The following is a 26,587-nucleotide window of genomic DNA, read 5'->3' as shown; positions in this document are numbered from 1 at the left end:
CAGTCTTACATGAGGTTCATATGGCAGGCATACTCGATTCAGTAAACCAACGTACTCAACTTGTTGGTGAAAATAGGTTGGAATTGTTACTTTTCAAACTCAACGGAATGCAACGATTTGGTATTAATGTTTTTAAAGTGCGTGAGGTTATGCCTTGTCCACGGTTGACTCTGTTACCTAAGCAAGATGGTTTTATCAAAGGGGTTGCACATATCCGGGGACAAACTATTTCTGTCATCGATTTAAGTAAATCAACGGGAGGTAGGGCAATTGAGCAAACAGCAGAAAGCTATATTATCATTGCCGAATATAATCGTAGTGTACAGGGGTTTCTTGTCGCTGGTGTCGAGCGTATTGTTACGCTGAGTTGGGCTGATGTGATGCCGCCACCAGAAGGTGCCGGTAAATCTAGCTACCTAACTGCTGTGACAGAGATCGATGGCCAGATGGTCTCTATACTTGATGTTGAGAAAATTTTAAATGAAATTAGTCCTGTTTCCACAGATGTGAGTGACGAGATCATTGATGTGTCGATTGGGGAAGATTTAGGTGACAAGTTGGTGATGATTGCGGATGATTCAACCGTTGCACGAAATCAAGTAAGAAGAGCATTAGAGCCCTTAGGCATTAATATGATTTTAGCCAAGAATGGTCGTGATGCTCTGGAGCAATTATTAACCATTGAAGCGACTTGTGAAAATAGTATCACAGAAAAAGTAGCGCTAATGATCTCTGATATCGAAATGCCAGAGATGGATGGCTATACTTTAACTGCAGAGGTAAAAGGTAATGATCGTATGTCGAAAATGCCAATTATTTTGCATACATCGTTAAGTGGCGTGTTTAATAATGCGATGGTGGAAAAAGTGGGGGCAGAAGATTTTATTCCGAAATTTCACCCTGATGAGCTAGCCACAGCTGTGAAGAAATGGTTAAAAATAGAAGATTAACTCTGACGATGTTCGCTCTACTTGAAAATGCTCGCTTCTGGAGCTCTGAGCGATTTATAATTAAGGCAAATTTTTATTTAAAGTTATTTCCTTAAAAATAAATGTAAAGCAGAGTATAATTTACCTAGCCTTTAGGCGTTTCTAATTCCAGTTGGATTACTCATATTCAACTGGAGCGGGTATATAGCTGAATAGTCGTTTCCGAGAGCTAACGACGACCCTCTGTTTGTCGAGGGGGTAGGAAAATAAGATATAAGTAGGAAGCAATAGTGTCAGCAAGAGAACTCGACGAGAAAAGTTACAACCAGTTTAGAACCTTTTTAGAGCAGCAATGTGGCATAGTGCTCGGTGAAAATAAGCAGTATTTAGTCAAAAGTAGATTAGCACCATTAATGGCTAAATTTGAACTCAGTTCACTGACCGAATTAGTTAATCGTACATTAACGCCAGTTGAGCGGCAAATGCGTGCCGCTGTTATTGATGCTATGACCACCAACGAAACGCTATGGTTTCGTGATGATTATCCTTTCAAGTTACTTCAAAGCAAATTATTACCTGATTTTTCAGATCGTAAAACACCTGTTAAAATTTGGTCTGCGGCAAGCTCTTCTGGTCAAGAAGCCTATTCTATTGCTATGTCTGTGCTAGAGTATCAACAAAAGAATCCTGGTTCATTCCCACGGGGTGTGCAAGTTATTGGTACTGATATATCAACGACTATGTTAGAACACTGCAAGTATGGTCACTATGACAGCCTAGCACTTGCGCGTGGCTTATCAGCAGAGCGAAAAAAACGTTTCTTCGAGCCGGGTGACAATGGTATGTTGAAAATCAAGGATGAAGTAAAAAAAATGGTTAGTTTCAGGCCACTTAATTTACTCAATAGTTATAACCTAATAGGCCGATTTGATATTGTTTTTTGCCGTAACGTTTTAATTTATTTTTCTCCGAAAATAAAAGCGCAAATAATTAGTCAAATTCATGGCGTGTTAAATAATGATGGTTATTTATTCTTAGGGGCTTCGGAGTCTTTATCCGGCATTAATCAAGATTTTACTATGCTTCGTTGTAATCCCGGCATTGTTTATCAGAAAAAATAGCATAGCTTAGACTCCTCGCTAACAGCTATCCTTCCTTGTTGTTAGCCATTTTATTCTACTCTCATTTTTACATTTCTCCTTCTGCTCAAATTTTTGTTGGCATAAATTTTGTATTCCTTTTAGCTAAACGTTAATCATTGTGAGGCTAATATGGCTATAGGATTTGATAAAGGCTTTCAATTGCATACACAGGGCATGCTTATTCGCTCTCAACGTGCGGAGGTTATTGCCAGCAATATTGCCAATGCAGATACGCCTGGCTACAAAGCTAAAGGGCTAGACTTTAAGCAAGCGCTAGCGAAAGCATCAACTCAGCAGCAAATGGGCATGTCTCGCACTAATGATAAACACTTTGATATACGAACAGAGTTAAATAATTCTGTCGATTATCGTGTACCTAATCAACCTGATACGGGTGACGGTAATACTGTTGATGTACAAGTGGAACGAAACTTGTATTTAAAAAACTCAATGGAATATCAAGCAAGTATTCAATTTCTAAATGGAAAAATTAAAGCCATGAAGAAAGTTATCAGCGGAGGTCAATAATTATGAGTCTTTTTAACGTATTTGATATTACCGGTAGTGGTATGAGCGCACAATCAGTTCGCCTTAATACTACAGCGAGTAATATTGCCAATGCTGATAGTGTTAGTAGCAGTGCCGATAAGGCTTACCGTGCTAGGCACCCTGTTTTTGCCGCAGCTATGCAAGAAGCTGCCACAGGGCAGGCAAAAAATGATGAAAGCGGCGTTGGTGTTAATGTATTGGGCATTGTTGAAAGTGATAAACCGCTGAATGTGGAATATTCACCGAGTCACCCTATGGCTGATAAAGACGGTTATATCTACAAGCCAAATGTTAATGTTATCGAAGAGATGACCAATATGATTTCAGCATCTCGTTCCTATCAAACCAACGTCCAGTTAGCTGAATCAGCCAAGAATATGTTGAATAAAACCTTACAGTTAGGGCAAAGATAATATGAAGTTAGCTAAAGCATGCTTAAAAAATGCTGTTACCTGGCAAAGAATTAGAAGGGAGGGAAGAAAATGCAATCAGTAAGTGGTACGAGTTCATTCACGCCTTTAACTTTAGAAGAAAAACAAAAACAAATAAAAGAAAATTTAGCGAAGCAAGACATTAAAGAGTCTGATGGCTCGCAAGGTATGTTAACGCAAGCAGATTTTTTTGCCTTGTTAACTAAAGAATTAGCTAATCAAGATCCAACTAAACCCGTTGATAACAATGAGATGATCTCTCAAATGACTGCCTTCTCAACAACAGATGGCGTTCAGCAGCTTAATTCTTCATTTGATAGTTTTGCTACGTCGATGACCTCTAGTCAAGCATTACAAGCATCTTCTCTTGTGGGAAGGAGTGTGCTCGTTGAAGACAATGTCTTTGGTATGGCAGAGGGTGAAACAGTAAAAGGCAAGTTGGTCTCTGATAAACCTGCCAGTAATGTGAATATTTATGTTGAGAATGTGGCCGGTGAAGTTATTCAAACTGTCCCCGTTGGTAGTGTTGCTGCTGGCGGCTTTACCTTTAATTGGGATGGGCAAACGGCAAAAGGTGAGCCTGCTGAGGCTGGCGCTTACCGCTTTCGAATTGTCGGCTTGGTTGAAGGCGAAGCATCTGAGTTAGAAGCTCAAACCTACCGTAAAGTTGATAGTGTTACCTTAGCTGGTACTGGTGGAAAAATAGTACTTAACCTGAATGGTGGCAGTGCGATGGCATTAGAAGATGTAGTTGAAGTATCTGAAGGCGACATTTAAGTATTTTATAAAAGAAATTAAGCAAAAATTATACACTTTACCTGACAGCACAAGACTTGAGCGTTTCAGGTGTTAAGTCAAATAGCAAATTTTAAGAGGATTAAATTATGTCATTTAATATTGCATTAAGCGGGCTAAATGCCGCACAAAAAGATTTAGACGTTTCATCAAATAACATTGCTAATGTCAATACCGTTGGTTTTAAAGAGTCTCGTGCAGAATTTGTTGATGTTTATGCGGCATCTTTATTAGCATCGGGTAAAACTAAAGTAGGCGATGGTGTTTTAACTGCAGAAGTTGCCCAGCAATTTTCTCAAGGTAGTATTCAATTTACTAATAATGCATTGGATTTAGCGATTACTGGTAATGGCTTTTTTGCGACCGTACCAGAGCTTGGCTCTTTAGAAACTTCCTATACACGCGCGGGTCAGTTTCAACTAAATTCAGATAATTTTGTTGTGAATTCACAGGGTGGTCATCTTTTAGGTTTTCCAGTCAATCCTGATGGCTCATCTGCTTCAGTAAGTTTAAGTACTGCAGAGCCTATTCGTATACCTACTGCATCAGGTGCACCGACCAAAACGAGTGAAGTTGATGTGAGAATGAACTTGCCTGCGGGTGATAGTTATATTACTGATGCTCCTACTAATTTTGATCCGGAAGATCCATTAACCTTCAATAACTCTACCTCAGTCACTATTTTCGATTCATTAGGTGATAGTCATATAATGACTTACTTTTTTGTTAAAGATAATCCAGCAACCGCTCCAAATCAGTGGATGATGTTTGCCTCTGTTGACGGTAAACCTATTGATTTAGCTGATGACCCTGCTATTCAGGCAACAGCTGATGCTTTAGTTGTTACTAGAACTGCTGATGTAGCAACTGCACAAGGTGTCTATGATGCCATTCCTGCGCCATCTGCAGCAGACTTGGCGACACTTAATGCAACAAAAACAGCGCTGGCCGATGCTATTGCAGCAACAACGCCTGAAAGTGGTAGTGGAATTAAAGGGGCGCGTTTAACCTATAACACCTCGGGTGATTTTATTTCTCAGTCACCATCACCTGCTAATGGTGGCATCAGAACTGTTGATTTTTCCAACCACTTACCAAACGGTGCTGATTCGACCCAAACCGTGAAAATTGATTTTAATTTAGACCCCGCGGCCCCTAACCCAAATGAGCCTACTCAGTTCGCGTCAAATTTTGAAGTAACAGCGTTAAATCAAGATGGTTTAGCGGTAGGCAGGTTAACTGGTATTGATATCGGTGCTGATGGACTTGTAAGAGCAACATACAGTAATGGTACTTCACAACCATTATCTCGCATTGCTATGGTAAATTTTGCTAATGAGCAAGGTTTGTCACAAATAGGTAGTACCAGTTGGAAAGAGAGTATTGTTTCAGGTGAAGCACTTGCTGGTGAAGCAGGCTCAGGTACTTTTGGTACTATAAATTCTTCTGCGCTAGAGCAATCGAATGTTAACTTAACAACAGAGTTAATTGATTTGATTTCGGCTCAGCGAAATTTCCAAGCTAACTCAAGAGCGTTAGAAGTTGATAACCAACTAAACCAAACTATTCTACAAATTAGGTAATAGCAAAATAAGTTATTTATTAGCAAGCTAATGCTGATTTTACTCTAAATATTCAAGCTGCTAGTTAAGTATAATGTACTTATCTAGCAGTTTTTTTGTTGTGATAGCCCATGAATTTCAAAAATCTTTATACACTTTGTCCATTCTATAAAATTTATAATAGCTGGCACTCTATTTGCATTTACCTGGTATAACCTTTTACTTTTTTGGAAATACACTATGGATAAGTTGCTTTATATCGCTATGAGTGGCGCTAAACAAAACATGCAAGCCTTATCAGTTAATGCCAACAACTTGGCGAATGCTAAAACGACAGGCTTTAAAGCCGATTTAGCACAAGCTAGAAGTATGCAAGCATTTGGCGAAGGACAACCTTCTCGTGTTTTTTCAATGACAGAACGTGCTAGCCAAAATTTTGACTCTGGCTCTATCCTCCATACGGGCCGCTCTTTAGATATGGCTATCGAAGGAGAGGGTTTTTTTGCGGTTCAAGCAGAAGATGGTCAAGAGGCTTATACGCGAGGTGGCCACTTTCGATTAACTGAAACGGGTGCTTTAGAGACTAATGATGGCGAATTAGTGATAGGTGAGAACGGACCGATTACTTTGCCATTACCGGTTAACAATATTCAAATTTCTCGTGACGGTACTATTATGGTACAGCCAGAAGGTGCACCTAGTAGTGTTCAAGAGGAAGTTGGTCGAATAAAGCTGGTTAACCCTGATACACGACTTATTGATAAAGGCAACGATGGCCTTTTCCGTGCGAAAAATGGTGGGCAATTATTTGCCGATGTTAATGTCAATGTTCTTGGTGGCGCACTCGAGTCGAGTAATGTAAACCCTATTAATGAAATGACAGACATGATTGCCTTACAGCGTCAGTTTGAAATGCAACTAAAAATGATGAAAACAGCGGAAGAAATTGATTCAAGTGCTTCTTCATTATTACGTGCTTTCTAAGCATAGCAATCTATTAGTCATGTTTAGCCTAAATAAAAATTTAGCTAAACGCTACTACTCAATTAAAGGTGATGTATGAACGCAGCATTATGGATAAGTAAAACAGGCTTAGATGCGCAAACCAAAGATATTGCGGTAATCTCTAACAATTTAGCAAATGCCAGTACTATTGGTTTTAAGAAAAGCCGAGCAGTATTTGAAGATTTACTTTATCAAAATATCAATCAACCCGGCGGCAGAACGGCGCAAGATACGGAAGCACCTTCCGGTTTAATGCTAGGTGCTGGTACCAAAGTAGTTGCTACTCAAAAAATTCATACCCAAGGTGACATGATTACTTCAGATAACGCCCTTGATTTAATGATTCAAGGTGAGGGTTTTTTTGAAATACTGATGCCAGACGGTAGTTCAGCGTATAGCCGTAATGGTCAATTTACTATGGATGATGAAGGTAACATGGTCACTCCTGGTGCTGGTTACATGATTCAGCCACAAGTGACAATTCCAGAAGATGCTTTGAGTATTATTGTTTCCCAAGATGGTGAAGTGTCAGTGACACTGCAAGGACAACCTGATCCAGCGGTTGTTGGCCAAATCAACTTAACTAACTTTGTTAACCCGACAGGGCTTCAATCAATTGGACAAAACTTATATACCGAAACTGCGGTTAGTGGTGCTCCTCAAGAAGGGGTTCCGGGCTTAGAAGGATATGGCCTTTTAGTTCAGGGCGCCTTAGAAACATCTAATGTAAATACCACGGAAGAGTTGGTTAATTTAATTGAAAGTCAGCGTGTTTATGAAATGAATTCGAAAGTGATATCAGCTGTTGATGAAATGCTGAGTTATATCAACCAACAAATGTAGCATTATTTTCGTAATCTAAAAAATGGAAGGCAGTGATGAAAAATAACAATAGGCTAAACACAATTAAATTACTTTCAATCAGCTTATTAATTGCTGTTACTACCGCTTGTAGTAATACCGTCGAATTAAGTAAAGCTCTACCTAATGATCCTGACTTTGCGCCAATAATGCCCGAGGAAGAAGAAGAGCGTATTGTTCCTTCAGGTTCATTATTTAAGCCACATTATGTTAATAATATTTATTCTGACTCTAAAGCACACCGCGTTGGCGATATCATTTCGGTTATTTTGAGTGAGAAAACTCAAGCAAAGAAAAATGCTAAAACAGAATTGAAAAAAGAAAATGAAACTAAATTAGATGCGGTAACCGGCTTAGGCGGTGCCCCTGTTACCATTAATGGTGAGTCATTACAGTTTGGCATTAGCCAAGATTCGAACTTTAAAGGTGACTCTAAAGCTGATCAAGGGAATAGTTTAAGCGGTAACATTTCAGTGCACGTACTAAAAGTTTTACCTAATGGTAATTTAATGATTCGCGGTGAAAAATGGTTAACGCTAAACAATGGCGATGAGTATATTCGTTTAACCGGAGTCATTCGTTCAAAAGATATTAATTCTAATAATACTATTTTATCTAACAAAGTCGCTAATGCACGTATTCAATATGCAGGAACGGGTAGTTTTGCTGATACCAATGAACAAGGTTGGTTGGTTAAGTTTTTCAATAGCACTTGGTGGCCATTTTAGTTAAACCACACGGTAAATTTTGACTTCTGTTGTTTTAAGATCTGAAAGAAAGATCTTAGTTTAAGGTATTGTTTAAGGTACTAAAGTATGAAAACTGTCATAAATATATTCATCATCTTTTCCTTTTTTACTTCATTGTCAGTCAATGCTCAGCGTATCAAAGATCTCGCTGATGTAGCTGGTGTACGCTCAAACCAATTAATTGGTTATGGTTTGGTGGTTGGTTTGCCTGGAACAGGTGAACAAAGCCCGTTTACCGAGCAAAGTTTTAAAACTATGCTAAGTAACTTTGGTATTACTATGCCAGATAAATTAAAACCTAAAATTAAAAACGTTGCCGCAGTTGCTGTTCATGCCGAGTTAAGTGCCTTCACCAAGCCTGGCCAAACAATTGATGTTACTGTTTCTAGTATGGGGAGTGCACAAAGTTTACGTGGTGGTACGTTATTACAAACCATTTTAATGGGGATTGATGGCAATGCCTACGCGGTAGCTCAAGGGTCTTTAGTTGTAAGTGGTCTAGGAGCACAAGGTTTAGATGGCTCCCAAGTTTTGGTGAATATTCCAACCGTGGGTCGTATTGCTAACGGCGGCATTGTCGAGCGGGAAGTTAAGTCTCCCTTTGCTACTGGCGATCATATTACCTTCAATTTACGTCACTCTGACTTTACTACAGCGAAACTTTTGTCTGACACTATTAATGAACTTATTGAAGGCTCGGCCAAAGCAATCGATTCAACTTCTGTACAAGTAAGAGCCCCTCGAGATATTAGTGACCGAGTCAGTTTTTTGTCAGTACTTGAAAACCTTGAATTTGAACCTGCATCTCCCGCGGCAAAAATCATAGTTAATTCACGTACCGGGACTATTGTTATTGGCTCAGAAGTAACCTTGCTTGCTGCTGCGATTACTCATGGTGGAATTACAGTCACCATCAATGAAGTTCAAGATGTTTCTCAACCTAATGCGTTTGCAGAAGGCGAAACGGTTGTGACCAACCAGTCTGATATAAACATCAGTAACTCTGATGCTCGAATGTTTGTCTTCAAACCAGGTGTTACTTTAGAAACTTTAGTTCGTGCAATTAATGAAGTTGGTGCGGGCCCTGGTGATGTGATGGCTATATTAGAAGCACTGGATCAAGCTGGTGCTATACGAGGTGAGTTAGTCATTATTTAAATTAACGATTTACCTTGTCGTTGTATAACCCTATTTAGGCGACAAAAGTACTCATTGACTAGCGTCAACTCCGTGCTTTTTCCTTTAAATTGAGTCATACAACTTAAAGTTAAATCGTTAATAACTGAACTGACAATTGTTAATCGTTCAAAAGTTAAAGTTAAAGTCAAAGTCAAAGTTACTGTTTTACGTGCTTATACATAGGCTTGAGGAGTGTCATTCAAGTTGTGTTAATCGGGGGGCAGTTTCAAAAATTGATTGGTTTTGACTAGATACTTCGAAGGTTACGGTCACGCAAAAACCTGAATTAATAATATAGGCATGATACTTGTATAAACAGTAATTAATTATATTTTTAGGTAAGTGAAATAATGGATATCAATTCAAGCCAAAAACAAAATTATGATCAGGCACGAAATGCCCTTGATCTCAATGGTTTAAATGATATTCGCCAACAATCACGAGCTGGAAATGGCGCGGCCAAAAAGGAAGCTTTAACAGAAGCAGCTCAGCAATTTGAAGGCATTTTTATGAAAATGCTGTTGTCGAGTATGCGTAAAGCGCAAGAAGTATTGGAGTCGGATAGTCCCTTTAACTCTCAATCAACCAAGTTCTATCGCGATATGCATGACCAACAAATGGCGGTAGAGCTATCTTCTAATGGATCATTAGGTTTGACTGACCTAATTGTTAGGCAACTCGGTGGCGATGATGGGAGTTTTAAACCGAGCTCTGTGTTACGTAATGATGGAAATTTGGCGGTATCTAACAATGCTAATTCTCCTGATGATAAAGCCACCCAAAGTCGTACAGATAACCAACATAACTCCTTGATAGAAAAAATGCTGGCGGATAAAAATCAAATTAAACCTGATATAGATATTCCTTTTGCGGGTAGCTATCAAGCTCAACATATATCTAACGGTCAATTGAATAGTACTGTAAGTCAATTTGCTATCCGAGAGCTTGAAAAAAGAACGAAACAAACTAGTGGCCAATCAGAAAGCGTCAATAATTCAACAGCTTTGTCAAGTCACAACTTTACTGAACCGAAAGACTTCGTGACTGCATTAATTGAACCTGCTCAAAAAGTACAAAAAACCTTAGGTGTTCCATTTGAAGTTGTTATTGCCCAAGCCGCTCTTGAAACGGGTTGGGGACAAAAAATGATTAAAAAGCAAGATGGCGACAGTTCGAATAACCTTTTCAACATTAAAGCCGACTCCCGTTGGGCTGGCGATAAAATTACTAAAGATACTTTAGAGTTTGAACAAGGTGCTATGATCAAGAAATCAGAGCCTTTTAGAACTTATCAATCACTCAGCGATAGTGTTGATGATTACATAAATTTCCTTTCCACTAGCGAACGCTATCAAGACGCATTGCAAGATTCAGGCAATGTGGAACACTTCCTGCAAGGTTTACAAAAAGCAGGTTACGCAACAGATCCTCAATACGCTGATAAAATTTTAGGCACGTTGAAAACTGTTACAAACCTTTTAGTTAAATAAATAGCCATTAACTAGGCTATGTAAACCGGCTCAGTAAACTAATTTAGTAAGTTATTTGAGTATTTTAGGGAAGGGTTGCGCCATTAGGCGGGCATAAAGTTTTATAGCTACAACCTTTCATGAAACATTATTTATAGCAAGCATACAACTAAATATTGGTTGACTGCTTACCCGTATGCTTTGTTATCGGAGAGAATATTATGTCAGTGAGTTTGTACCAAACCGGTGTTAGTGGCCTATTAGCTGCTCAACAACAGCTGGCGACAACCGGTAACAATATCTCCAATGTAAATACTGACGGTTATAACCGCCAACGTGCAGACCAAAATGCGGCGGTCGGTCTTAATAATGGCAATAACTATATTGGTGGTGGTACTTATATTCAAGACATCACGCGTCTTTATGATCAATTTTCTCATAAAGAGCAATTGATGAATCAAAGTAACTTAGGTAATGCTGACTCACTTCATGCGCGTTTAACGCAACTTGATCAAGTAATGTCTACTTCAGGCAATGCCGTTGTTGGTTCATTAGATAAGTTTTACCAAGCACTTAATGGTGTTGCTGATAATCCTAATGACTCAGGGCTTCGGAGCATAGTACTTAATCAAGCTAATGTGCTGAGCAATGATTTTAATGAGTTAGCTAAAAACTTTGACAATATGAACAAGTCAATTAATGGGGAAATCGAACAAGTAGCTAATAGAGTTTCTGAAATATCAAAAGAGCTTGCCAAAATTAATGAAACTATAATGCAGTCACAAAGCCCGACGCAAGCAGGGCAACCTAATGATTTACTTGATAAACGTGATCAACTCGTAGGTGAGTTAAGTGAATATACTCGGGTAACCACGGTAAAAGATGCCAATAACGTTATGACGGTTATGATTGGTCAAGGTACAACACTTGTTGCTGGTATAACCCCTATGACACTGCAAGTTGATGCAGGTGATCCTGACGCCCAACAAACCGAATTAAGATTAGTCAGTGGTAGTAGTAGTGTTGCACTTAATGGTTCAGCTTTAGGTGGATCATTGGCTGCAAGTTTCGAATTTAGAGATGAGCACTTAAGCCAAACTCGTACTGAAATAGACCGTTTAGCTATGGCGATATCCTCTACCTTGAATGACAGTCAAGCGAGCGGCTTAGATTTGAATGCACTTCAAGGTGCCAATATCTTTACTGATATTAATAGTACGCAGCTACAACAAGGCAGGGTATTACAGCACTCAGATAATAGCGGTAATACACAAGCACAAATTACTATTACAGATGTCTCTAAGTTAACAACTGATGAGTATGAAATCCGTTTCGATGGTACAAACTTTATGTTGAACAACCTAACGTCAGGTACCAGTGAAAACCTAGGGCCTCCAGGTGCGCCTAGCGGTACCCATACACCTTCGCCTGATCTAGGTTTTTCATTTGTCGAAACAAGCACCGGACCACTTCAGGCGGGTGATACCTTCTCCATTGTACCAACCAAAAATAGTGCAGCCTTAATGGAGACCACGTTAACTGATGGTAATGCTATTGCTGCCAGCACCGCAATTGGAGTTACCCCATCAAGTAATAACGTCAGTGATGGAAAAGTAGAGATAACTAATGTTACTAATCCTGAAGCAGCTAAAGCTTATGATGTGACAGTTGATGTATATGAAAGTGCACCAGGTACTTTCAGCTATCGCGTTTTTAATACGGCGACCCCCCCTCCAGCACCATCGATTGCCACAGGTAGTTATGCAGCTGGCTCAAGTGCTGTTATCGATATCCCATCAGGCACCCCTGATTTTCAAATTGAAATCAAAGGTGATCTTTCGGGAGCAGGTACAAATGCGAGAGAAACCTTCACATTAGGCAATGCTTTTGGTGTTGGTAATGGTAATCATGCAGTTGCAATGGCTAAAACACAGGAAGAAGGTGTGACTAATGGTGGTAAGGAGACCTTTAGTAAAAGTTTAGCAGTTTCAACCTCTGTTGTTGGTTCAAAAGCGAGTAATGCAAATTTAACAGCTGATACAGCACAGGCACTATTTACGCAAGCGTACAATCGTAACCAAGCAACTTCCGGCGTTAATCTTGATGAAGAGGCTGCCAATTTATTGAAATATCAACAAGCATATCAGGCAGCTTCACAAATTATATCTACCGCTAATACACTTTTTGACACTATCTTATCAGCAGTAAGGTAAGGAATTTTTATGCGCGTATCGACAGCACAGTTTTACTTACAAAGCTCTCAACAAATGAGCAGCAAAACCTCAGATGTTAATGAGCAAATGGCCTATTTAACCAGTGGTAAGCGTGTCTTAACGGCTAAAGATGATGCGGTATCTTATGGCACATTGGCTGGCTATAAAGATGATTTAGCGAATATTGAAAAATATAAGCGTAATATCACTCAAGCAGAAAGCCACAATAGCTTGCAAGAGGTTGCTTTTTCTAATGCTGAGGATATTTTCAATAAAATAAAAGAGCAGATGTTAAAAGCAAATAATGGCGCCATGTCTAGTGAAGATTTACAAGCTATAGCCAAAGAAACTAGAAATAACTTAGATCAATTATTCGATTTAGCAAACAGTCAAAATGAAAATGGTGACTATATTTTCTCTGGTTATCAAACTGAACAACAGCCTTTTAGTCAACAAGTTGACGGTAGTGTTACCTATAGTGGCGACTCTGGCGTTAGAGAGTTACAAATAGCAAAAAATATAAAAATACCAACCAATCAAACGGGCGACGCTGCTTTTATGAAAGTAGATAATGCCATAGGCGATTTTAGTGTGAGTTATCCACCAAACGCTACAGCCCTTAATGCTAATACCTCTGGCGTCGCTGTTGAAAGTGCCAACATAATTGACAGAGGTGCCTATAACACAAGCACAGGTCCACACACTTTTACCACCGATCCAATAACAAATGATTTGACAGTTACCGACGGCGGAGGTGCTACGGTATTCCCTGTACTGCCAACACTTCCTGCCCCATATGTAGCAGGGCAAACCATTTCCTTTGACGGTATTGATGTTACCTTAAGCGGCAATCCATTGCCGGGTGAAAGTTTTACTATAAATGAGCAAGCTGAGATTAGTATTTTTGATGTTGTTAGTGATGCCATTTCCTGGATGGAGCAAGGGGTTGTTTCAACCAATACTGAGCAACACCAAGTAAATTATAACTCCATATTAGATCAACTTAGTACTGCCACATCTCATATGACTTCAAGACAGGTAGATGCGGGTGTTCGCCTGCAAGTACTTGAGAGTCAAGAGAGTCGACACCTAGATTCTGAGCTGAGTATTTCGACAGGAAAAGCAAATATTGAAGATCTCGACTTTGCTAAAGCAATATCACAGTTTGAGCAATCGAAAATCGCTTTACAGGCCTCACAACAAGCATTTAGCAAAGTGCAAGGCTTGACTTTATTTAATTATATATAAATAAGAGCTGTTGTCATTTTAAAACATGGCACCTTTTATGCTTTGTTAATATTTGAGAACAAAGTAATAAACCAAACAACAAAAAAATGTCACTAGAAATTAAGAAAACTATCCATGGCATTTTTTAATCGTAAAGAGAAGAGGCTTGCTTTAACAAGCTTCTAATAACACAAGTAAATGTAAGCATTAGGAGCACTATTATGGCTTTATCAGTAATAACCAATACCGCGTCGTTAAATGCGCAACGTAATTTAACTAAATCGGGCGAAGGTTTATCTACGTCAATGCAGCGATTGTCATCAGGTATGCGCATTAACAGCGCAAAAGATGATGCTGCAGGTTTACAGATTTCAAATCGTATGACCTCGCAGATAAACGGCTTAGGCGTTGCACAGCGAAATGCTAATGATGGCATTTCAATGGCACAAACGGCAGAGGGTGCAATGCAGTCTTCTACCGATATATTACAACGTATGCGTGAATTAGCATTACAATCTGCCAATGGTTCAAATGCTGATTCAGATCGTCAAGCTCTACAAAAAGAAGTTTCTGCATTACAAACTGAGTTAACACGTATCGCTGAAACTACCTCTTTTGGTGGCCAAAAATTACTTGATGGTTCTTTTGGTACCAAAGCATTTCAGGTTGGATCTAATTCCAATGAAAGTATCTCTATGTCACTTGGTGACATTAGTGCTGACCAAATAGGTGCTAGACAGATTGACTTAAAAGCTGCAGAGGGTGTACCTGGAGGTTTTGGTCAAAGTGTTGGTGCTGCAACAGCTGGTGCGGCTGCACCGGGTAATGGTGCTACAGGTACTATTGATATTAATGGTTTAGTACCTAAAACAATTACCGTTAACGCTAACGACAGTGCTAAAACTGCAGCAGAATCAATAAATGCAGAGAAAAGTGCAACAGGTGTTACTGCCACGGCTAAAACAGGTGTTAAATTAGACACAAGTACATTAAGTGCTGGAGGTACATTTTCTTTTGATTTAAATGGTCAAACTGTTTCAGCTAATGCTAGCTCTACAGATATGACATCAATGGCTGCAGCGATTAATGACAAGTCTTCTTCAACTGGTGTAACGGCAACCATTGATGATGCTGGTGATTTAATAATGTCTGACTCAGATGGTGATGATATTAAAATTACTAATGTGGCAATTAATGGCGGTGTTGATGGCGGAACTATTGAGGCGTATGCACTTGATGCGTCAGGCGTTGCCGAAACAACAGGTATGACATTAGAAGATGATACTGGTGCTGATAATGCAGCTGCAGGTGAAGCGGTATCTGCTACTTTCGCAGGTACAGTAAGACTGTCTTCTGATGCAACATTCTCTGCTACTGCAAGTGGTACAACCTTAGCCGCAGATACAAATACGAATACTTCAGCGCTTATTAATGTTGATACTGTTGATTTATCTACGATTGATGGCTCACAAGATGCATTAGCTATTATTGATAGTGCGTTAGCGCAAATTGATAACAGTCGAGCAAGCTTAGGTGCAATACAAAACCGCTTTAGTCATACCATTAATAACTTAGCGAATATCTCAGAAAACGTATCAGCGTCACGTAGCCGAATTCAAGATACTGATTTTGCGGTAGAAACAGCACAAATGACGAAAAACCAAATATTGCAACAAGCCGGTACTTCAATTTTAGCGCAAGCAAACCAAATACCACAAGCAGCTATTAGTTTAATTGGTGGTTAGTTTTAGTGCTAATCCTTTCTATAAAAGAAAGTCAAATTAAAAAATAAAGGTTTGAAACAGAAGACAAAATAGTAAAAGGCTGGATGAGTAATCATTCAGCCTTTTTATTTGGGTGTCACTTACCTGCTAAAATTACCCAAATATGTCAAATGTCTAGTTAGTTGCTTGCTTAGTCAAGGGGATGTCTTTACGTTGGAAAAACTCGAGACTAAATGAGTTATTGAATTCGTTGCATTTATAGTTGAGTTAAGGCTGGTGCCGCTTTAATTTGTTATTTTAAATTCTTTTAAAAGTTTTTTGTAAAAAAGATTAAAGTTAATTTTTTTGCTGCCGTTAAGGTGTGTAGAACGGGAACTTGATGCGCTACTGATAGTTCCAAAATCTACTAACTAATTAACATTACATTTTTTTGTAAGCAGGAGTTTTAACATGGCTATATCAGTAGTAACAAATACCGCGTCTTTAAATGCACAACGTAATTTAACTAAATCCGGTGCTGGCTTACAAGAGTCTATGCAACGTTTATCATCAGGTATGCGTATTAACAGCGCTAAAGATGATGCGGCGGGCTTACAAATAGCTAACCGTATGACCTCACAAATAAATGGCTTAGGCGTTGCACAGCGAAATGCTAATGATGGCATTTCAATGGCACAAACGGCAGAGGGTGCAATGCAGTCTTCTACCGATATATTACAACGTATGCGTGAATTAGCATTACAATCTGCCAATGGTTCAAATGCTGATTCAGATCGTCAAGCTCTACAAAAAGAAGTTTCTGCATTACAAACTGAGTTAACACGTATCGCTGAAACTACCTCTTTTGGTGGCCAAAAATTACTTGATGGTTCTTTTGGTACCAAAGCATTTCAGGTTGGATCTAATTCCAATGAAAGTATCTCTATGTCACTTGGTGACATTAGTGCTGACCAAATAGGTGCTAGACAGATTGACTTAAAAGCTGCAGAGGGTGTACCTGGAGGTTTTGGTCAAAGTGTTGGTGCTGCAACAGCTGGTGCGGCTGCACCGGGTAATGGTGCTACAGGTACTATTGATATTAATGGTTTAGTACCTAAAACAATTACCGTTAACGCTAACGACAGTGCTAAAACTGCAGCAGAATCAATAAATGCAGAGAAAAGTGCAACAGGTGTTACTGCCACGGCTAAAACAGGTGTTAAATTAGACACAAGTACATTAAGTGCTGGAGGTACATTTTCTTTTGATTTAAATGGTCAAACTGTTTCAGCTAATGCTAGCTCTACAGATATGACATCAATGGCTGCAGCGATTAATGACAAGTCTTCTTCAACTGGTGTAACGGCAACCATTGATGATGCTGGTGATTTAATAATGTCTGACTCAGATGGTGATGATATTAAAATTACTAATGTGGCAATTAATGGCGGTGTTGATGGCGGAACTATTGAGGCGTATGCACTTGATGCGTCAGGCGTTGCCGAAACAACAGGTATGACATTAGAAGATGATACTGGTGCTGATAATGCAGCTGCAGGTGAAGCGGTATCTGCTACTTTCGCAGGTACAGTAAGACTGTCTTCTGATGCAACATTCTCTGCTACTGCAAGTGGCACAACCTTAGCCGCAGATACAAATACGAATACTTCAGCGCTTATTAATGTTGATACTGTTGATTTATCTACGATTGATGGCTCACAAGATGCATTAGCTATTATTGATAGTGCGTTAGCGCAAATTGATAACAGTCGTGCAGACTTAGGTGCTTTGCAAAACCGTTTTGGTCACACCATTACTAACTTAGCAAATATCGCAGAAAACGTATCAGCGTCACGTAGTCGTATTCAAGATACTGATTTCGCAGTGGAAACAGCGCAAATGACGAAAAACCAAATATTGCAACAAGCCGGTACGTCAATTTTAGCGCAAGCAAATCAGTTACCACAAGCTGCATTAAGTTTAATTGGTTAATTACGAGGTTTAGGCTTAATGCTAAAATAAAGTAGCTTAGGTCCAGCCTAAAACAAATAAAAGGAAGGGGCTATTAAACCTCTTCCTTTTTGTGTTTAATTAATTGTTTATTAATATTAGTTATTTCATGTTTAGATAATACCTCTCATTAGTCTAAATCAGCTGTTGAAATGACATAAGGAGTCTATGATGAGTGTTATAGAAAATAGAGCTGATGTTAATTTGGCTAACTTAACTTCAGAATTTCAAAAAACTGCTGATTCAACGGTACCAGTGAATAATATTAAAATTGAACAGCACTTAGTAAACGAAAAAGATCAAGTCGATAATAAGAATGAAAAGGATTTAGCTGCAAATCAAGCGGTATTAACACCACAACAACTTGAAAAAGTGGCGCAACAATTGCAGGATTTTGTTGGTGAAATGAACCGTGGTTTAGAGTTTTCAGTCGATAAAGACTCTGGCCGTGATGTCATTAAAGTGATCGATAAAAGTAGTGGTGACCTCGTCAAGCAATATCCATCAGAAGAAGTCTTGACCTTAGTGGCTAAGCTATCAGATATGGTCGGTGGTTTTGTTGACGCGAAAGTCTAATTTTTTGCTTTATCGTTTGTTTGTCTAGTCATAATAGATTTTTATATCTAAAATTTTAAGGGGGGCTTATGCCTGATTTAACGTTTACAGGAATAGGTTCTGGTTTACAGGTTAGTGAAATTGTTAGTGCTATTGTTGGCGCTGAAACCGCTCCTTATGTTTCTCGATCGAATAAACAGCAAGCAGAAATAACCACTGATATATCCGCTGTTGGTGCACTAAAGTCAGCCTTGGAAAATTTAACTGAATCCATTAGTGATTTAGCGGATGCCGATAACTTTCAGTTGAGAACAGCACAGGGCTCAGACGGCTTTGTTAGCTTAAGTGCAAGTAAAGATGCACAAATAGGTAATTATTCGGTAAAAGTCGATGCCTTAGCACAAGCTCATAAGTTATCATCAGGGGCATTTGCCGCAGATGAGCACATCAGTGATGGTATTGGTATGGTAACTATTGAAGTAGGATCAAATAGTTTTTCTACTATGTTATCGCCAACTAATACCCTTGAAGATTTAAGAGACCAAATAAATAATGGTCCATTAGTCGGTAGTGATAAAAATGACTCTGTTATAGCGACGATTATAACAGGTGATGATGGCCAACACTTAGTGTTAACGAGTAAAGAAACAGGACTTTCAAATGCTATTAAAGTCACGGTACAAGATGGTGATGGCAATAATACTGATAATGCTGGCTTATCTAGACTTGCTTATGATGTTTCAGACCCAGATTCCCTCAATCATATCAAAAATTTATCTGAAGTTACCAAAGCGTTAGATGCTCAAATCACTATCGATGGCACGCTTGTAGTTACTAACGGTACTAATGAGTTTAAAGATGCTATTGATGGAGTCGATATTACCGTCAAAAAACAGCATGACGTTGATGATGATATTAGTAGCATTAATGTCAGTGAAAATAACAGTAATATCCAACCCGGTTTAGAAAAATTTGTTGAAAGTTATAATGAATTACAAAAATTAAATAAGCAACTGGGTGTAGCAGGAGAATCGGGTAATGGCCCCTTGGCTGGTGATTCGTTGTTACGCGGTGTAATGGGCAAATTGCGACAGGAGCTTAGTAATAGTTTTGATACAGGAAATGGCAATACCTTATCTTTAGCTGAGATTGGATTAGAAAGTGACCGTTACGGTGTGTTGAGTTTAGACACTGAAAAGCTGGATAAAGCAATTGAAAGTGATATTAGTGGTGTTCAACAACTTTTTGTTGGTACTGACTCAGCTGATGGTTTTGCTAGCTCAATTAAAGAGTTGACTAGTTTCTATACTGATGCAGATGGTCTTATTCAAACGCGTATTGATAGTCGAACAGCTCAATTAGATCGATTAGATGACGATCGCGTTGCGTTTGGTCTAAGAATGGAATCGTTGGAAGCTCGGTTGTATGCTCAGTATAATGCGATGGATTTGATCGTTGCTAATTTAACCGCAACAGGAAGTTATATTACTGCTCAATTAGATAATATGCCAGGTGTAGTAAGGAAGGAAAGTTAATCTTCAAAGAACTACTATATTAAAAAGGTGACAAGGAAGACCAACTGAAGCTTTGGTTAATATTTTTGGTAAGATTTAGAAACTTTTTTACTTTTTTTAAGCTTAATGACCTGTTCTGCTAATAACTGTTTGTAAGCTTTAGATTGCTTTGATAACTCGCTATCAAGTGAAATCATTTCGTTCAATAAATTAAGTTCTTTTGTTATTTCTTCGTGGGTATTTTTCTCAAATAAACTGCGTACCAAACTATCTCTGTTGGCCATCAAGTCAGTTAGTTTATTTTCTAGTATTTCACTATTACTAGTTGACTCATCGCTTAATAATTCATTACTACTTTCTGGTGATACTTGGCTTTGATTGTACAGGCTAAGCATTCGCGACAATAGTTGTCGCGATACTTCATTTATTTGTTCAAGTGAACTTTTGATATCATTAGTCACTAAAAGCTAACCTGAGTTTGATTTTCTAGAGGAATAGAGTCCCAACCTGCTTTTATTGGCAATAGAATTTGGATTACTTCCTCTAATTTATCAGAATCATTGTTGGTGCTGGCAACTAATAATTGTTCGGAACAAAATTTATATAACGATGCTAAGTTTTCTGAGACTTCACCGCCTTCTTTAAAGTCGAGAGAGCCTTCTAAAACGCCAATAATAGCAATGGCATTAGACAGCTCTGTACCTTTTTTTTCAAAATTATTTTGTGAGATAGCGCCTTTCGCAGTCGCAATATTACCTAATAATTTTTGGAATAACATTGCTACTAACTGATAAGGTGATGCTTGCTGTGCCGTGCTTTTAGTGGTTTGTTGATACTTCTTAAGTGACGCGTGTGTCATAGACACCTCCTAGTTTACTATAACTTGAGTATAGAAAACTTATATAATTGAAACAATAGCTTTGGGGCCTAACTAGGCTAAAATAAGTTAGGTTAAACTAGTTTAAAGGTTGGTTATTTACAGTTACCGCAAGACCTTCATCTTTGGCTTTTTTATAAGCTTGTTGTAAGACGCTATGTGTTATATCTTCTTCATTCGTAATAACGCCGTTATCCAACACTTCGATATTATCCCAACCACGATTAACTAAATACTCTTCAATTTGGCTGAGTTGCTGCTCGAAAGGCATATCTCGTGAGAACATATTGAATTCATGACGAGTTCCTTTAGTAAACTCTTCATTATCGTGCATTAATTCAGCAGTACCGTTTATGATCAACATCTGATTATCCTATTTTCAAAAAATGGTTGTTAGTATTCAAAATATACATATGCTTTTTTTATGCCAGTTTTATGGTTATTTGCTTTTATGTTTAAGTTATTGATTTTTAGCTGTTTAGTTTTATAGGAAACAGAAGGGAAAGCGCTATTTTTTCTATTTATCAACTTTTTGACAGTATTAGTTCGAGCAAATACAGCTACATTAAAAAAACGTTATCGATTTTATATAATTGACCATTTTAGATATTCTCGCATCTTGATATATGACAATATAATGACGACTGTGCGTCAAGTTTTTGTTGCTTAAAATTAATTAATGACTAGAATTGCCTAACCGCTATAAAACAAGATTAAAAATAGCACGTTAGCAATAACCGTGAAGACTTAAGTATGAGTGATAATTCAGTAGCTACCTCTGTAGTAACAGGTCATAAACAAATATTAGTCGTTGATAACGACGAAGGGAGAAGCCAGCAACTCAGTACTGTACTGGCTTTTGTTGGAGAGCACTTTATTCATTGCTCGCAAGAGCAAGCCATCGAAAAATTCACCAATTGTAGTCACATTCTTACGGTAATTTTAACAGGCAATGTAAGCGCCGAGTGTGCTACTTTAATTAGAGTTAACCCGAGTGTTCCGTTTATTTTGCATGATGTACTTGACGCCAACGACCTTATTATCAATGTTAATGTCATAGGTACTCTTTCTGCCCCCCTAAATTATGCTCAGCTTACCGAGCAAATTCATCACTGTCATCAATATCACAACAAGTTACCACGAAAAGGTACCAAGCTTAATTCCAGTGCATTATTTCGTTCATTGGTTGGAATTAGTGAGCCAATGGCGCAAGTGCGATTTTTGATTGAACAAGTAGCGAAGACACCCGCTAGTGTTTTAGTACTGGGAGAGTCAGGTACAGGTAAAGAAGTGATTGCACGAAATATTCATAACTTGTCTGAGCGCTCGAACGAAGCTTTTGTCCCGGTTAATTGTGGGGCTATTCCAGCTGAACTACTTGAGAGTGAATTATTTGGCCATGAGAAAGGTGCTTTTACTGGTGCTATTTCTACTCGCAAAGGTCGTTTTGAATTAGCTGAAGGTGGCACACTCTTTTTAGATGAAATTGGTGATATGCCGCAACCCATGCAAGTAAAACTACTTCGTGTTTTGCAAGAACGCACTTTTGAACGGGTCGGTGGTAGTAAAAGTATTAAGGCTAATGTTCGGATTGTTGCTGCTACACATCAAGATTTAGAAGAAATGATCAAAGAGGGCAGTTTTAGAGAAGATTTATTCTATCGCTTGAATGTGTTCCCGATTGACTCGCCAGCATTACGTGATCGAAAAGAAGATATTCCGCTGCTATTAAAAGAGCTGCTTTCTCGTTTTGAGCATGAACAGAATAAAACGGTGCGCTTTACTGAAAAAGCCATAGAGTCATTGATGGAACACCCTTGGCCGGGTAACGTTCGAGAGTTATCAAACTTAATTGAGCGTATGTTAATTATGTACGGTGATCAAATAGTTGATGTTACGGAGCTTCCTTATAAATATCAGCATATTGACGTGCAAGCGTATAGCCCTGAATATCCTGAAGAGTTGCAAGAACATGATGCAATCAACGAGCTATTTGGTGGCTTTGATTATGACGATGAAAATGGTGAAGAGCAAGAAGAGCTAGCAGTCGAAAGTAATATTAATAGTGAGCAGAGCTCTAACAGTGCCGCGCTATTACCTGATGACGGTTTAAACTTAAAGGAACACTTAGCAGACCTTGAAGTCTCTTTAATTAAACAATCGTTAACTAAACATGATTATGTGGTCGCTAGAGCAGCAGAAACCCTAGGTATGCGCAGAACAACCTTAGTAGAAAAAATGCGTAAATATGATTTGCAAAAACCAAGTGAGTAATCGAGAGGGGTTAGTCGCTTAGGTCAATAGATTGACACTACATATAAGCATGGTTTTACATTTTAACCTATTTAAGTAGTTGATTTAACTTGTATAAATGATGGCATGGTAAATGCTTTGTAAGTACTAGATAGTTTTTATTGAGTACTTATGTATGGCACAAGTTATGTCGCAAGCAATACCAACAGTAGTCCCAAGCATTATTGAAACAAACGCTAATGCAGCCTTTCATTCAGTTAATAAAGTTGGGGCTAATAGGCCTTCTTTGCTTGAACATGAAGCATTTCCTGGCGAATTAGCTGCTTTGAGAGCACAAGCATCGCAAAGTGCCAAACATAACTTTACTCCACGTTCAATCGCCCGTACTCACCAACTTCTTTGTTCGTCGTCGGATGAACAATCCCTCAGTTACAATCTATTAGCAGATAAACTAATCGAAGTGATGCCTACAGGCTTAGTAATGCTTGATGGTAACGGTATTGTTGTGAAAATAAACCAAGTTGCGAGAAACTTACTGGATGAACCTATTCTTGGCCAGCCTTGGTTTAATGTTATCGCACGCTCTTTCGAGCCGAGAGAAGATGATTGGCATGAAATATCCCTTAAAGATGGTCGCCGAGTTAAATTAGAAATTACGAGTTTAGGGTCTCAGCCCGGCCAATTGATCATGATCACTGATCTAACGGAAACACGGCTATTGCAAGATAAGTTAGCGCAAATGCAACGACTTTCTTCGTTAGGGAAAATGGTATCAACGCTTGCTCATCAAATACGTACTCCTTTATCTGCTGCTATTTTATATAGTGAAAATTTATCAACGAATAAACTAGCAGAACCTGCACGTGTGAAGTTCCAAGCAAAACTGAATGCACGATTACACGATTTAGAACAGCAAGTAAATGATATGTTGTTGTTTTCTAAAAGTGGTAAAGAGCAGGTAGTTGCACCTGTCAATATTAGAGAGCTAATAAGTGATACGGTTAGTTCTATGGAGGCTTTGTTAGATAAGGGCACTATGAAGGTCAAAGTACAGTTGCCAGAAAATGATCTTCAAATCTTAGGTAATAAAAATGCTTTAACAGGAGCCATTCAAAATTTATTGCATAACTCCTTGCAAGCCAGCAGTGTTAATAACATCAAAGAGCCGCTGATAAACATCCAGGTTTATAGTCAAACCAATGATTTATATATAAGTGTTAAGGATAATGCCCTTGGCATTGATGCCAAATTGGCTGATAAAATTTTTCAGCCATTTTATACCTCTAGTAGTAAAGGTACTGGCCTTGGCTTAGCAGTCGTTAAGTCCGTGGTAAATGCGCATCAAGGTGAGGTGAGTTTACTGAATGAAACTAATACTAACGGTAAAAATTCAGGTGCTCATTTTGTTATCAAGTTACCTCTGCTAGAGCAAAGTAATGAGAGAAAAAATACTTCAGAGGAGACTGCGCATGACTGAATATAAAATTCTCGTTGTTGAAGATGATGCAGGATTACGTGAAGCGTTAGTGGATACGCTTTCTTTAGCCGATTATCTTTGCATAGAGGCTGATTCGGGCGAAGCAGCTTTATTAGCTTTAAAAAGCAACCAAGTAGATATTGTTATTAGTGATGTACAAATGGGGGGAATGTCTGGTTTATCATTACTCAAAAGTATTAAAAGTCAGTACGCTAATCTACCTGTATTATTGATGACTGCCTTTGGTACCATAGATGATGCAGTACAAGCAATGCAGGATGGTGCATGTAACTATATTGCTAAGCCTTTCGCTCCGCAAGTACTGCTGAATATGGTTAGCCAATATATTCCGCCAAAAATAATTAATAAAAACGACCCTATCGTTGCAGATAAACGATCTTTAGAATTGTTGACCTTAGCTAAAAAAGTAGCCAGTACCGATGCCTCTGTGATGATCCTTGGCCCGAGTGGCTCAGGTAAAGAAGTTTTAGCTCAGTATGTACACAACCGCTCGAAACGAAGTGCCCAACCATTCATCGCAATTAACTGTGCAGCTATTCCTGAAAATATGCTTGAAGCAACACTCTTTGGATATGAGAAAGGCGCTTTTACCGGGGCAATTCAAGCTTGTCCTGGGAAGTTTGAACAAGCACAAGGCGGCACAATTTTACTCGATGAAATTACTGAAATGGACTTGGGATTACAGGCAAAAATATTACGCGTATTGCAAGAGCGTGAAGTGGAACGTTTAGGTGGACGAAAAACCATAAGCCTAGATGTGCGTGTTATCGCTACGAGTAATCGGGATTTAAAAGATGCAGTAAATGAAGGGGTATTTCGTGAGGATTTATATTATCGACTTAACGTATTCCCACTTTCTTGGTTACCGTTAGCTCAGCGAGTTGATGATATATTCGTTTTAGCGCAACATTTAGTTTCTCTGCATTGTCAAAAAAGTGGCGATACCATTCCTGAATTCTCTGGCGCAGCAAGAAGTAAACTTAATGCTTATCATTGGCCTGGTAACGTTCGTGAGTTGGATAATGTTATACAAAGAGCACTTATCTTACATGCCGATCAGGTGATTGATGCTGGGGACTTACTGATTGAAAACTTTGATACTGCATTAGTAACAGAGCCTGAGAAGGTGACTACTAGTGAAGATAAGCTCGGTAGTGAACTTAAATTGCAAGAACATCAAATTATTCTTGATACCCTACAAGCATGTCATGGCAGTCGAAAAGATGTAGCTGAGCGTTTAGGAATTAGCCCACGAACTCTTCGTTACAAGATTGCTAAAATGCGCGAATCAGGTATTGAAATACCTGCCTAATTATTTAATTAAGCTACTTAATAAAGTCACATCCCCAGGTTATCAATCACGATAACCTGGAAAGCACCTCTCCTAAGATAATACTCAAGCTATAACGCGAGCTTTATCACCTAGTTATTCTTTTGGCACTATGTTTGCATAATCACCGTTATATCTTGTTTAACGTTAAAAAATTGACAAAAGTGAGTGTCCCATGGATATCAAAAGTAATTCTCTTTATAGCCAAATGCAAAATATGTCGCTACAGGCCATGGGTAACAAGCCACCAGTAATTGATGCCGATGTTATTAACGGTATTGCTAGCAATAGTGTCGGTAAAGTTAATCAATCTACCAGTAATTTTGGCGATATGCTTACCAGCGCCCTGAAGGGCGTCAATGACTTGCAAACAGAGTCTGGCGAAAAAAAGCGAGCTTTTGAAATGGGTGATAGTAATGTCACACTCGCTGAAGTCATGATTGCCTCTTCTAAATCAGGTGTCGCTTTGGATGCGACGGTGCAAATACGAAATAAATTTGTTGAAGCATACAAAGAAATAATGAGTATGCCTGTATAGCTCAACAAACTAACTCTGCGGTGATGCTTTAATTATAAGGTAAATAGCAGAATAGGTTAGCGAATCATCAATTAAACCTCTTGTTCGCAACGATTGATTCACAGTTCAACTTGAGTATGTAAAAATAGCTTTCCTTGATTATTTTGTAAACTTTGTCTTAAAAAACAGTACAGCGGAGAAGTAAAGTGTCTGATACAA

24 protein-coding genes are annotated in these 26,587 nt (G+C 38.7%); 21 read left to right on the top strand and 3 right to left on the bottom strand.

The annotated features are described in order from the left end of the window. Positions 1–20: 20 nt before the first annotated feature. From ND2E_RS10095 to fliD, 17 genes are all read left to right on the top strand, one after another. A complete protein-coding gene (locus ND2E_RS10095) occupies positions 21–950 on the top strand; it encodes a chemotaxis protein (RefSeq protein WP_033094031.1) in 930 nt (309 codons plus the stop codon). A gap of 269 nt (positions 951–1,219) precedes the next feature. Next, positions 1,220–2,050 (top strand): CheR family methyltransferase, encoded by an 831-nt coding sequence (locus ND2E_RS10100; RefSeq protein ID WP_033094030.1) that lies wholly within the window; start codon positions 1,220–1,222, stop codon positions 2,048–2,050. A gap of 150 nt (positions 2,051–2,200) precedes the next feature. Further along, positions 2,201–2,599, top strand: coding sequence for a flagellar basal body rod protein FlgB (flgB, locus tag ND2E_RS10105; protein ID WP_033094029.1), 399 nt, complete (start codon positions 2,201–2,203; stop codon positions 2,597–2,599). 2 nt (positions 2,600–2,601) lie between these two features. Further along, positions 2,602–3,033: a flagellar basal body rod protein FlgC gene (flgC, locus tag ND2E_RS10110; protein ID WP_033094028.1), complete on the top strand. Its 432-nt coding sequence runs from the start codon at positions 2,602–2,604 to the stop codon at positions 3,031–3,033. 69 nt (positions 3,034–3,102) lie between these two features. After that, complete coding sequence (locus ND2E_RS10115) at positions 3,103–3,828, top strand: flagellar hook assembly protein FlgD (protein WP_052056553.1); 726 nt, start codon at positions 3,103–3,105, stop codon at positions 3,826–3,828. Between the two features lie 107 nt (positions 3,829–3,935). Further along, entirely contained in the window at positions 3,936–5,429 is a 1,494-nt protein-coding gene (locus tag ND2E_RS10120; protein WP_033094027.1) for a flagellar hook protein FlgE, read from the top strand. Positions 5,430–5,648: 219 nt separating this feature from the next. Then, positions 5,649–6,392 (top strand): flagellar basal-body rod protein FlgF, encoded by a 744-nt coding sequence (gene flgF, locus ND2E_RS10125; RefSeq protein WP_033094026.1) that lies wholly within the window; start codon positions 5,649–5,651, stop codon positions 6,390–6,392. Between the two features lie 75 nt (positions 6,393–6,467). Next, complete coding sequence (gene flgG, locus ND2E_RS10130; protein WP_033094025.1) at positions 6,468–7,256, top strand: flagellar basal-body rod protein FlgG; 789 nt, start codon at positions 6,468–6,470, stop codon at positions 7,254–7,256. A 35-nt stretch (positions 7,257–7,291) separates the two neighbouring features. Next, on the top strand, positions 7,292–8,002 hold the full coding sequence (gene flgH, locus ND2E_RS10135) for a flagellar basal body L-ring protein FlgH (RefSeq protein ID WP_081962043.1): 711 nt from the start codon (positions 7,292–7,294) through the stop codon (positions 8,000–8,002). A gap of 87 nt (positions 8,003–8,089) precedes the next feature. Beyond that, positions 8,090–9,181 (top strand): flagellar basal body P-ring protein FlgI, encoded by a 1,092-nt coding sequence (locus ND2E_RS10140; protein ID WP_033094024.1) that lies wholly within the window; start codon positions 8,090–8,092, stop codon positions 9,179–9,181. 371 nt (positions 9,182–9,552) lie between these two features. Next, positions 9,553–10,692 carry a flagellar assembly peptidoglycan hydrolase FlgJ gene (flgJ, locus tag ND2E_RS10145; protein WP_033094023.1) on the top strand — a complete coding sequence of 380 codons (1,140 nt, stop codon included), beginning with the start codon at positions 9,553–9,555 and terminating at the stop codon, positions 10,690–10,692. Between the two features lie 200 nt (positions 10,693–10,892). Next, positions 10,893–12,884 (top strand): flagellar hook-associated protein FlgK, encoded by a 1,992-nt coding sequence (gene flgK, locus ND2E_RS10150; RefSeq protein ID WP_033094022.1) that lies wholly within the window; start codon positions 10,893–10,895, stop codon positions 12,882–12,884. 9 nt (positions 12,885–12,893) lie between these two features. Then, the gene (gene flgL, locus ND2E_RS10155; RefSeq protein WP_033094021.1) at positions 12,894–14,132 is read left to right on the top strand and encodes a flagellar hook-associated protein FlgL; all 1,239 of its coding nucleotides are present in this window, start codon (positions 12,894–12,896) and stop codon (positions 14,130–14,132) included. A 200-nt stretch (positions 14,133–14,332) separates the two neighbouring features. After that, a complete protein-coding gene (locus ND2E_RS10160) occupies positions 14,333–15,856 on the top strand; it encodes a flagellin (protein WP_033094020.1) in 1,524 nt (507 codons plus the stop codon). Between the two features lie 429 nt (positions 15,857–16,285). Then, a complete protein-coding gene (locus ND2E_RS10165) occupies positions 16,286–17,806 on the top strand; it encodes a flagellin (RefSeq protein ID WP_033094019.1) in 1,521 nt (506 codons plus the stop codon). Positions 17,807–17,995: 189 nt separating this feature from the next. Next, positions 17,996–18,400 carry a flagellar protein FlaG gene (locus ND2E_RS10170; RefSeq protein ID WP_033094018.1) on the top strand — a complete coding sequence of 135 codons (405 nt, stop codon included), beginning with the start codon at positions 17,996–17,998 and terminating at the stop codon, positions 18,398–18,400. Positions 18,401–18,468: 68 nt separating this feature from the next. After that, the gene (fliD, locus tag ND2E_RS10175) at positions 18,469–19,914 is read left to right on the top strand and encodes a flagellar filament capping protein FliD (RefSeq protein ID WP_033094017.1); all 1,446 of its coding nucleotides are present in this window, start codon (positions 18,469–18,471) and stop codon (positions 19,912–19,914) included. A gap of 56 nt (positions 19,915–19,970) precedes the next feature. Here the strand turns inward: fliD and ND2E_RS10180 are convergent, their stop codons facing one another. The 3 genes from ND2E_RS10180 to ND2E_RS10190 all read right to left on the bottom strand — a co-directional run bounded on the left by ND2E_RS10180 (position 19,971) and on the right by ND2E_RS10190 (position 21,134). Then, complete coding sequence (locus ND2E_RS10180; protein WP_033094016.1) at positions 19,971–20,354, bottom strand: hypothetical protein; 384 nt, start codon at positions 20,352–20,354, stop codon at positions 19,971–19,973. Beyond that, positions 20,354–20,752 (bottom strand): flagellar export chaperone FliS, encoded by a 399-nt coding sequence (fliS, locus tag ND2E_RS10185; RefSeq protein ID WP_033094015.1) that lies wholly within the window; start codon positions 20,750–20,752, stop codon positions 20,354–20,356. The genes ND2E_RS10180 and fliS overlap by 1 nt, the downstream gene beginning before the upstream one ends. Positions 20,753–20,849: 97 nt before the next feature. Further along, entirely contained in the window at positions 20,850–21,134 is a 285-nt protein-coding gene (locus tag ND2E_RS10190) for a hypothetical protein (protein WP_033094014.1), read from the bottom strand. A gap of 389 nt (positions 21,135–21,523) precedes the next feature. Here ND2E_RS10190 and ND2E_RS10195 point away from each other — a divergent pair, with 389 nt between their 5' ends. The 4 genes from ND2E_RS10195 (at position 21,524) to fliE (ending at position 26,389) form a co-directional block, all read left to right on the top strand. Continuing rightward, a complete protein-coding gene (locus ND2E_RS10195) occupies positions 21,524–23,044 on the top strand; it encodes a sigma-54 dependent transcriptional regulator (protein WP_052056550.1) in 1,521 nt (506 codons plus the stop codon). A gap of 154 nt (positions 23,045–23,198) precedes the next feature. Beyond that, positions 23,199–24,500 (top strand): sensor histidine kinase, encoded by a 1,302-nt coding sequence (locus ND2E_RS10200; RefSeq protein ID WP_033094013.1) that lies wholly within the window; start codon positions 23,199–23,201, stop codon positions 24,498–24,500. Continuing rightward, positions 24,493–25,833, top strand: coding sequence for a sigma-54-dependent transcriptional regulator (locus ND2E_RS10205; RefSeq protein ID WP_033094012.1), 1,341 nt, complete (start codon positions 24,493–24,495; stop codon positions 25,831–25,833). The genes ND2E_RS10200 and ND2E_RS10205 overlap by 8 nt, the downstream gene beginning before the upstream one ends. A 193-nt stretch (positions 25,834–26,026) precedes the next feature. Then, the gene (gene fliE, locus ND2E_RS10210) at positions 26,027–26,389 is read left to right on the top strand and encodes a flagellar hook-basal body complex protein FliE (protein ID WP_033094011.1); all 363 of its coding nucleotides are present in this window, start codon (positions 26,027–26,029) and stop codon (positions 26,387–26,389) included. The last annotated feature ends 198 nt before the right edge of the window (positions 26,390–26,587 follow it).

It is taken from the genome of Colwellia psychrerythraea, from assembly GCF_000764225.1.
GTDB classification, from domain to species: Bacteria; Pseudomonadota; Gammaproteobacteria; order Enterobacterales; family Alteromonadaceae; genus Colwellia; species Colwellia psychrerythraea_D.
Note: the sequence above shows the minus strand (reverse complement) of the source record. Positions and strands in the feature narration are given on the sequence as shown.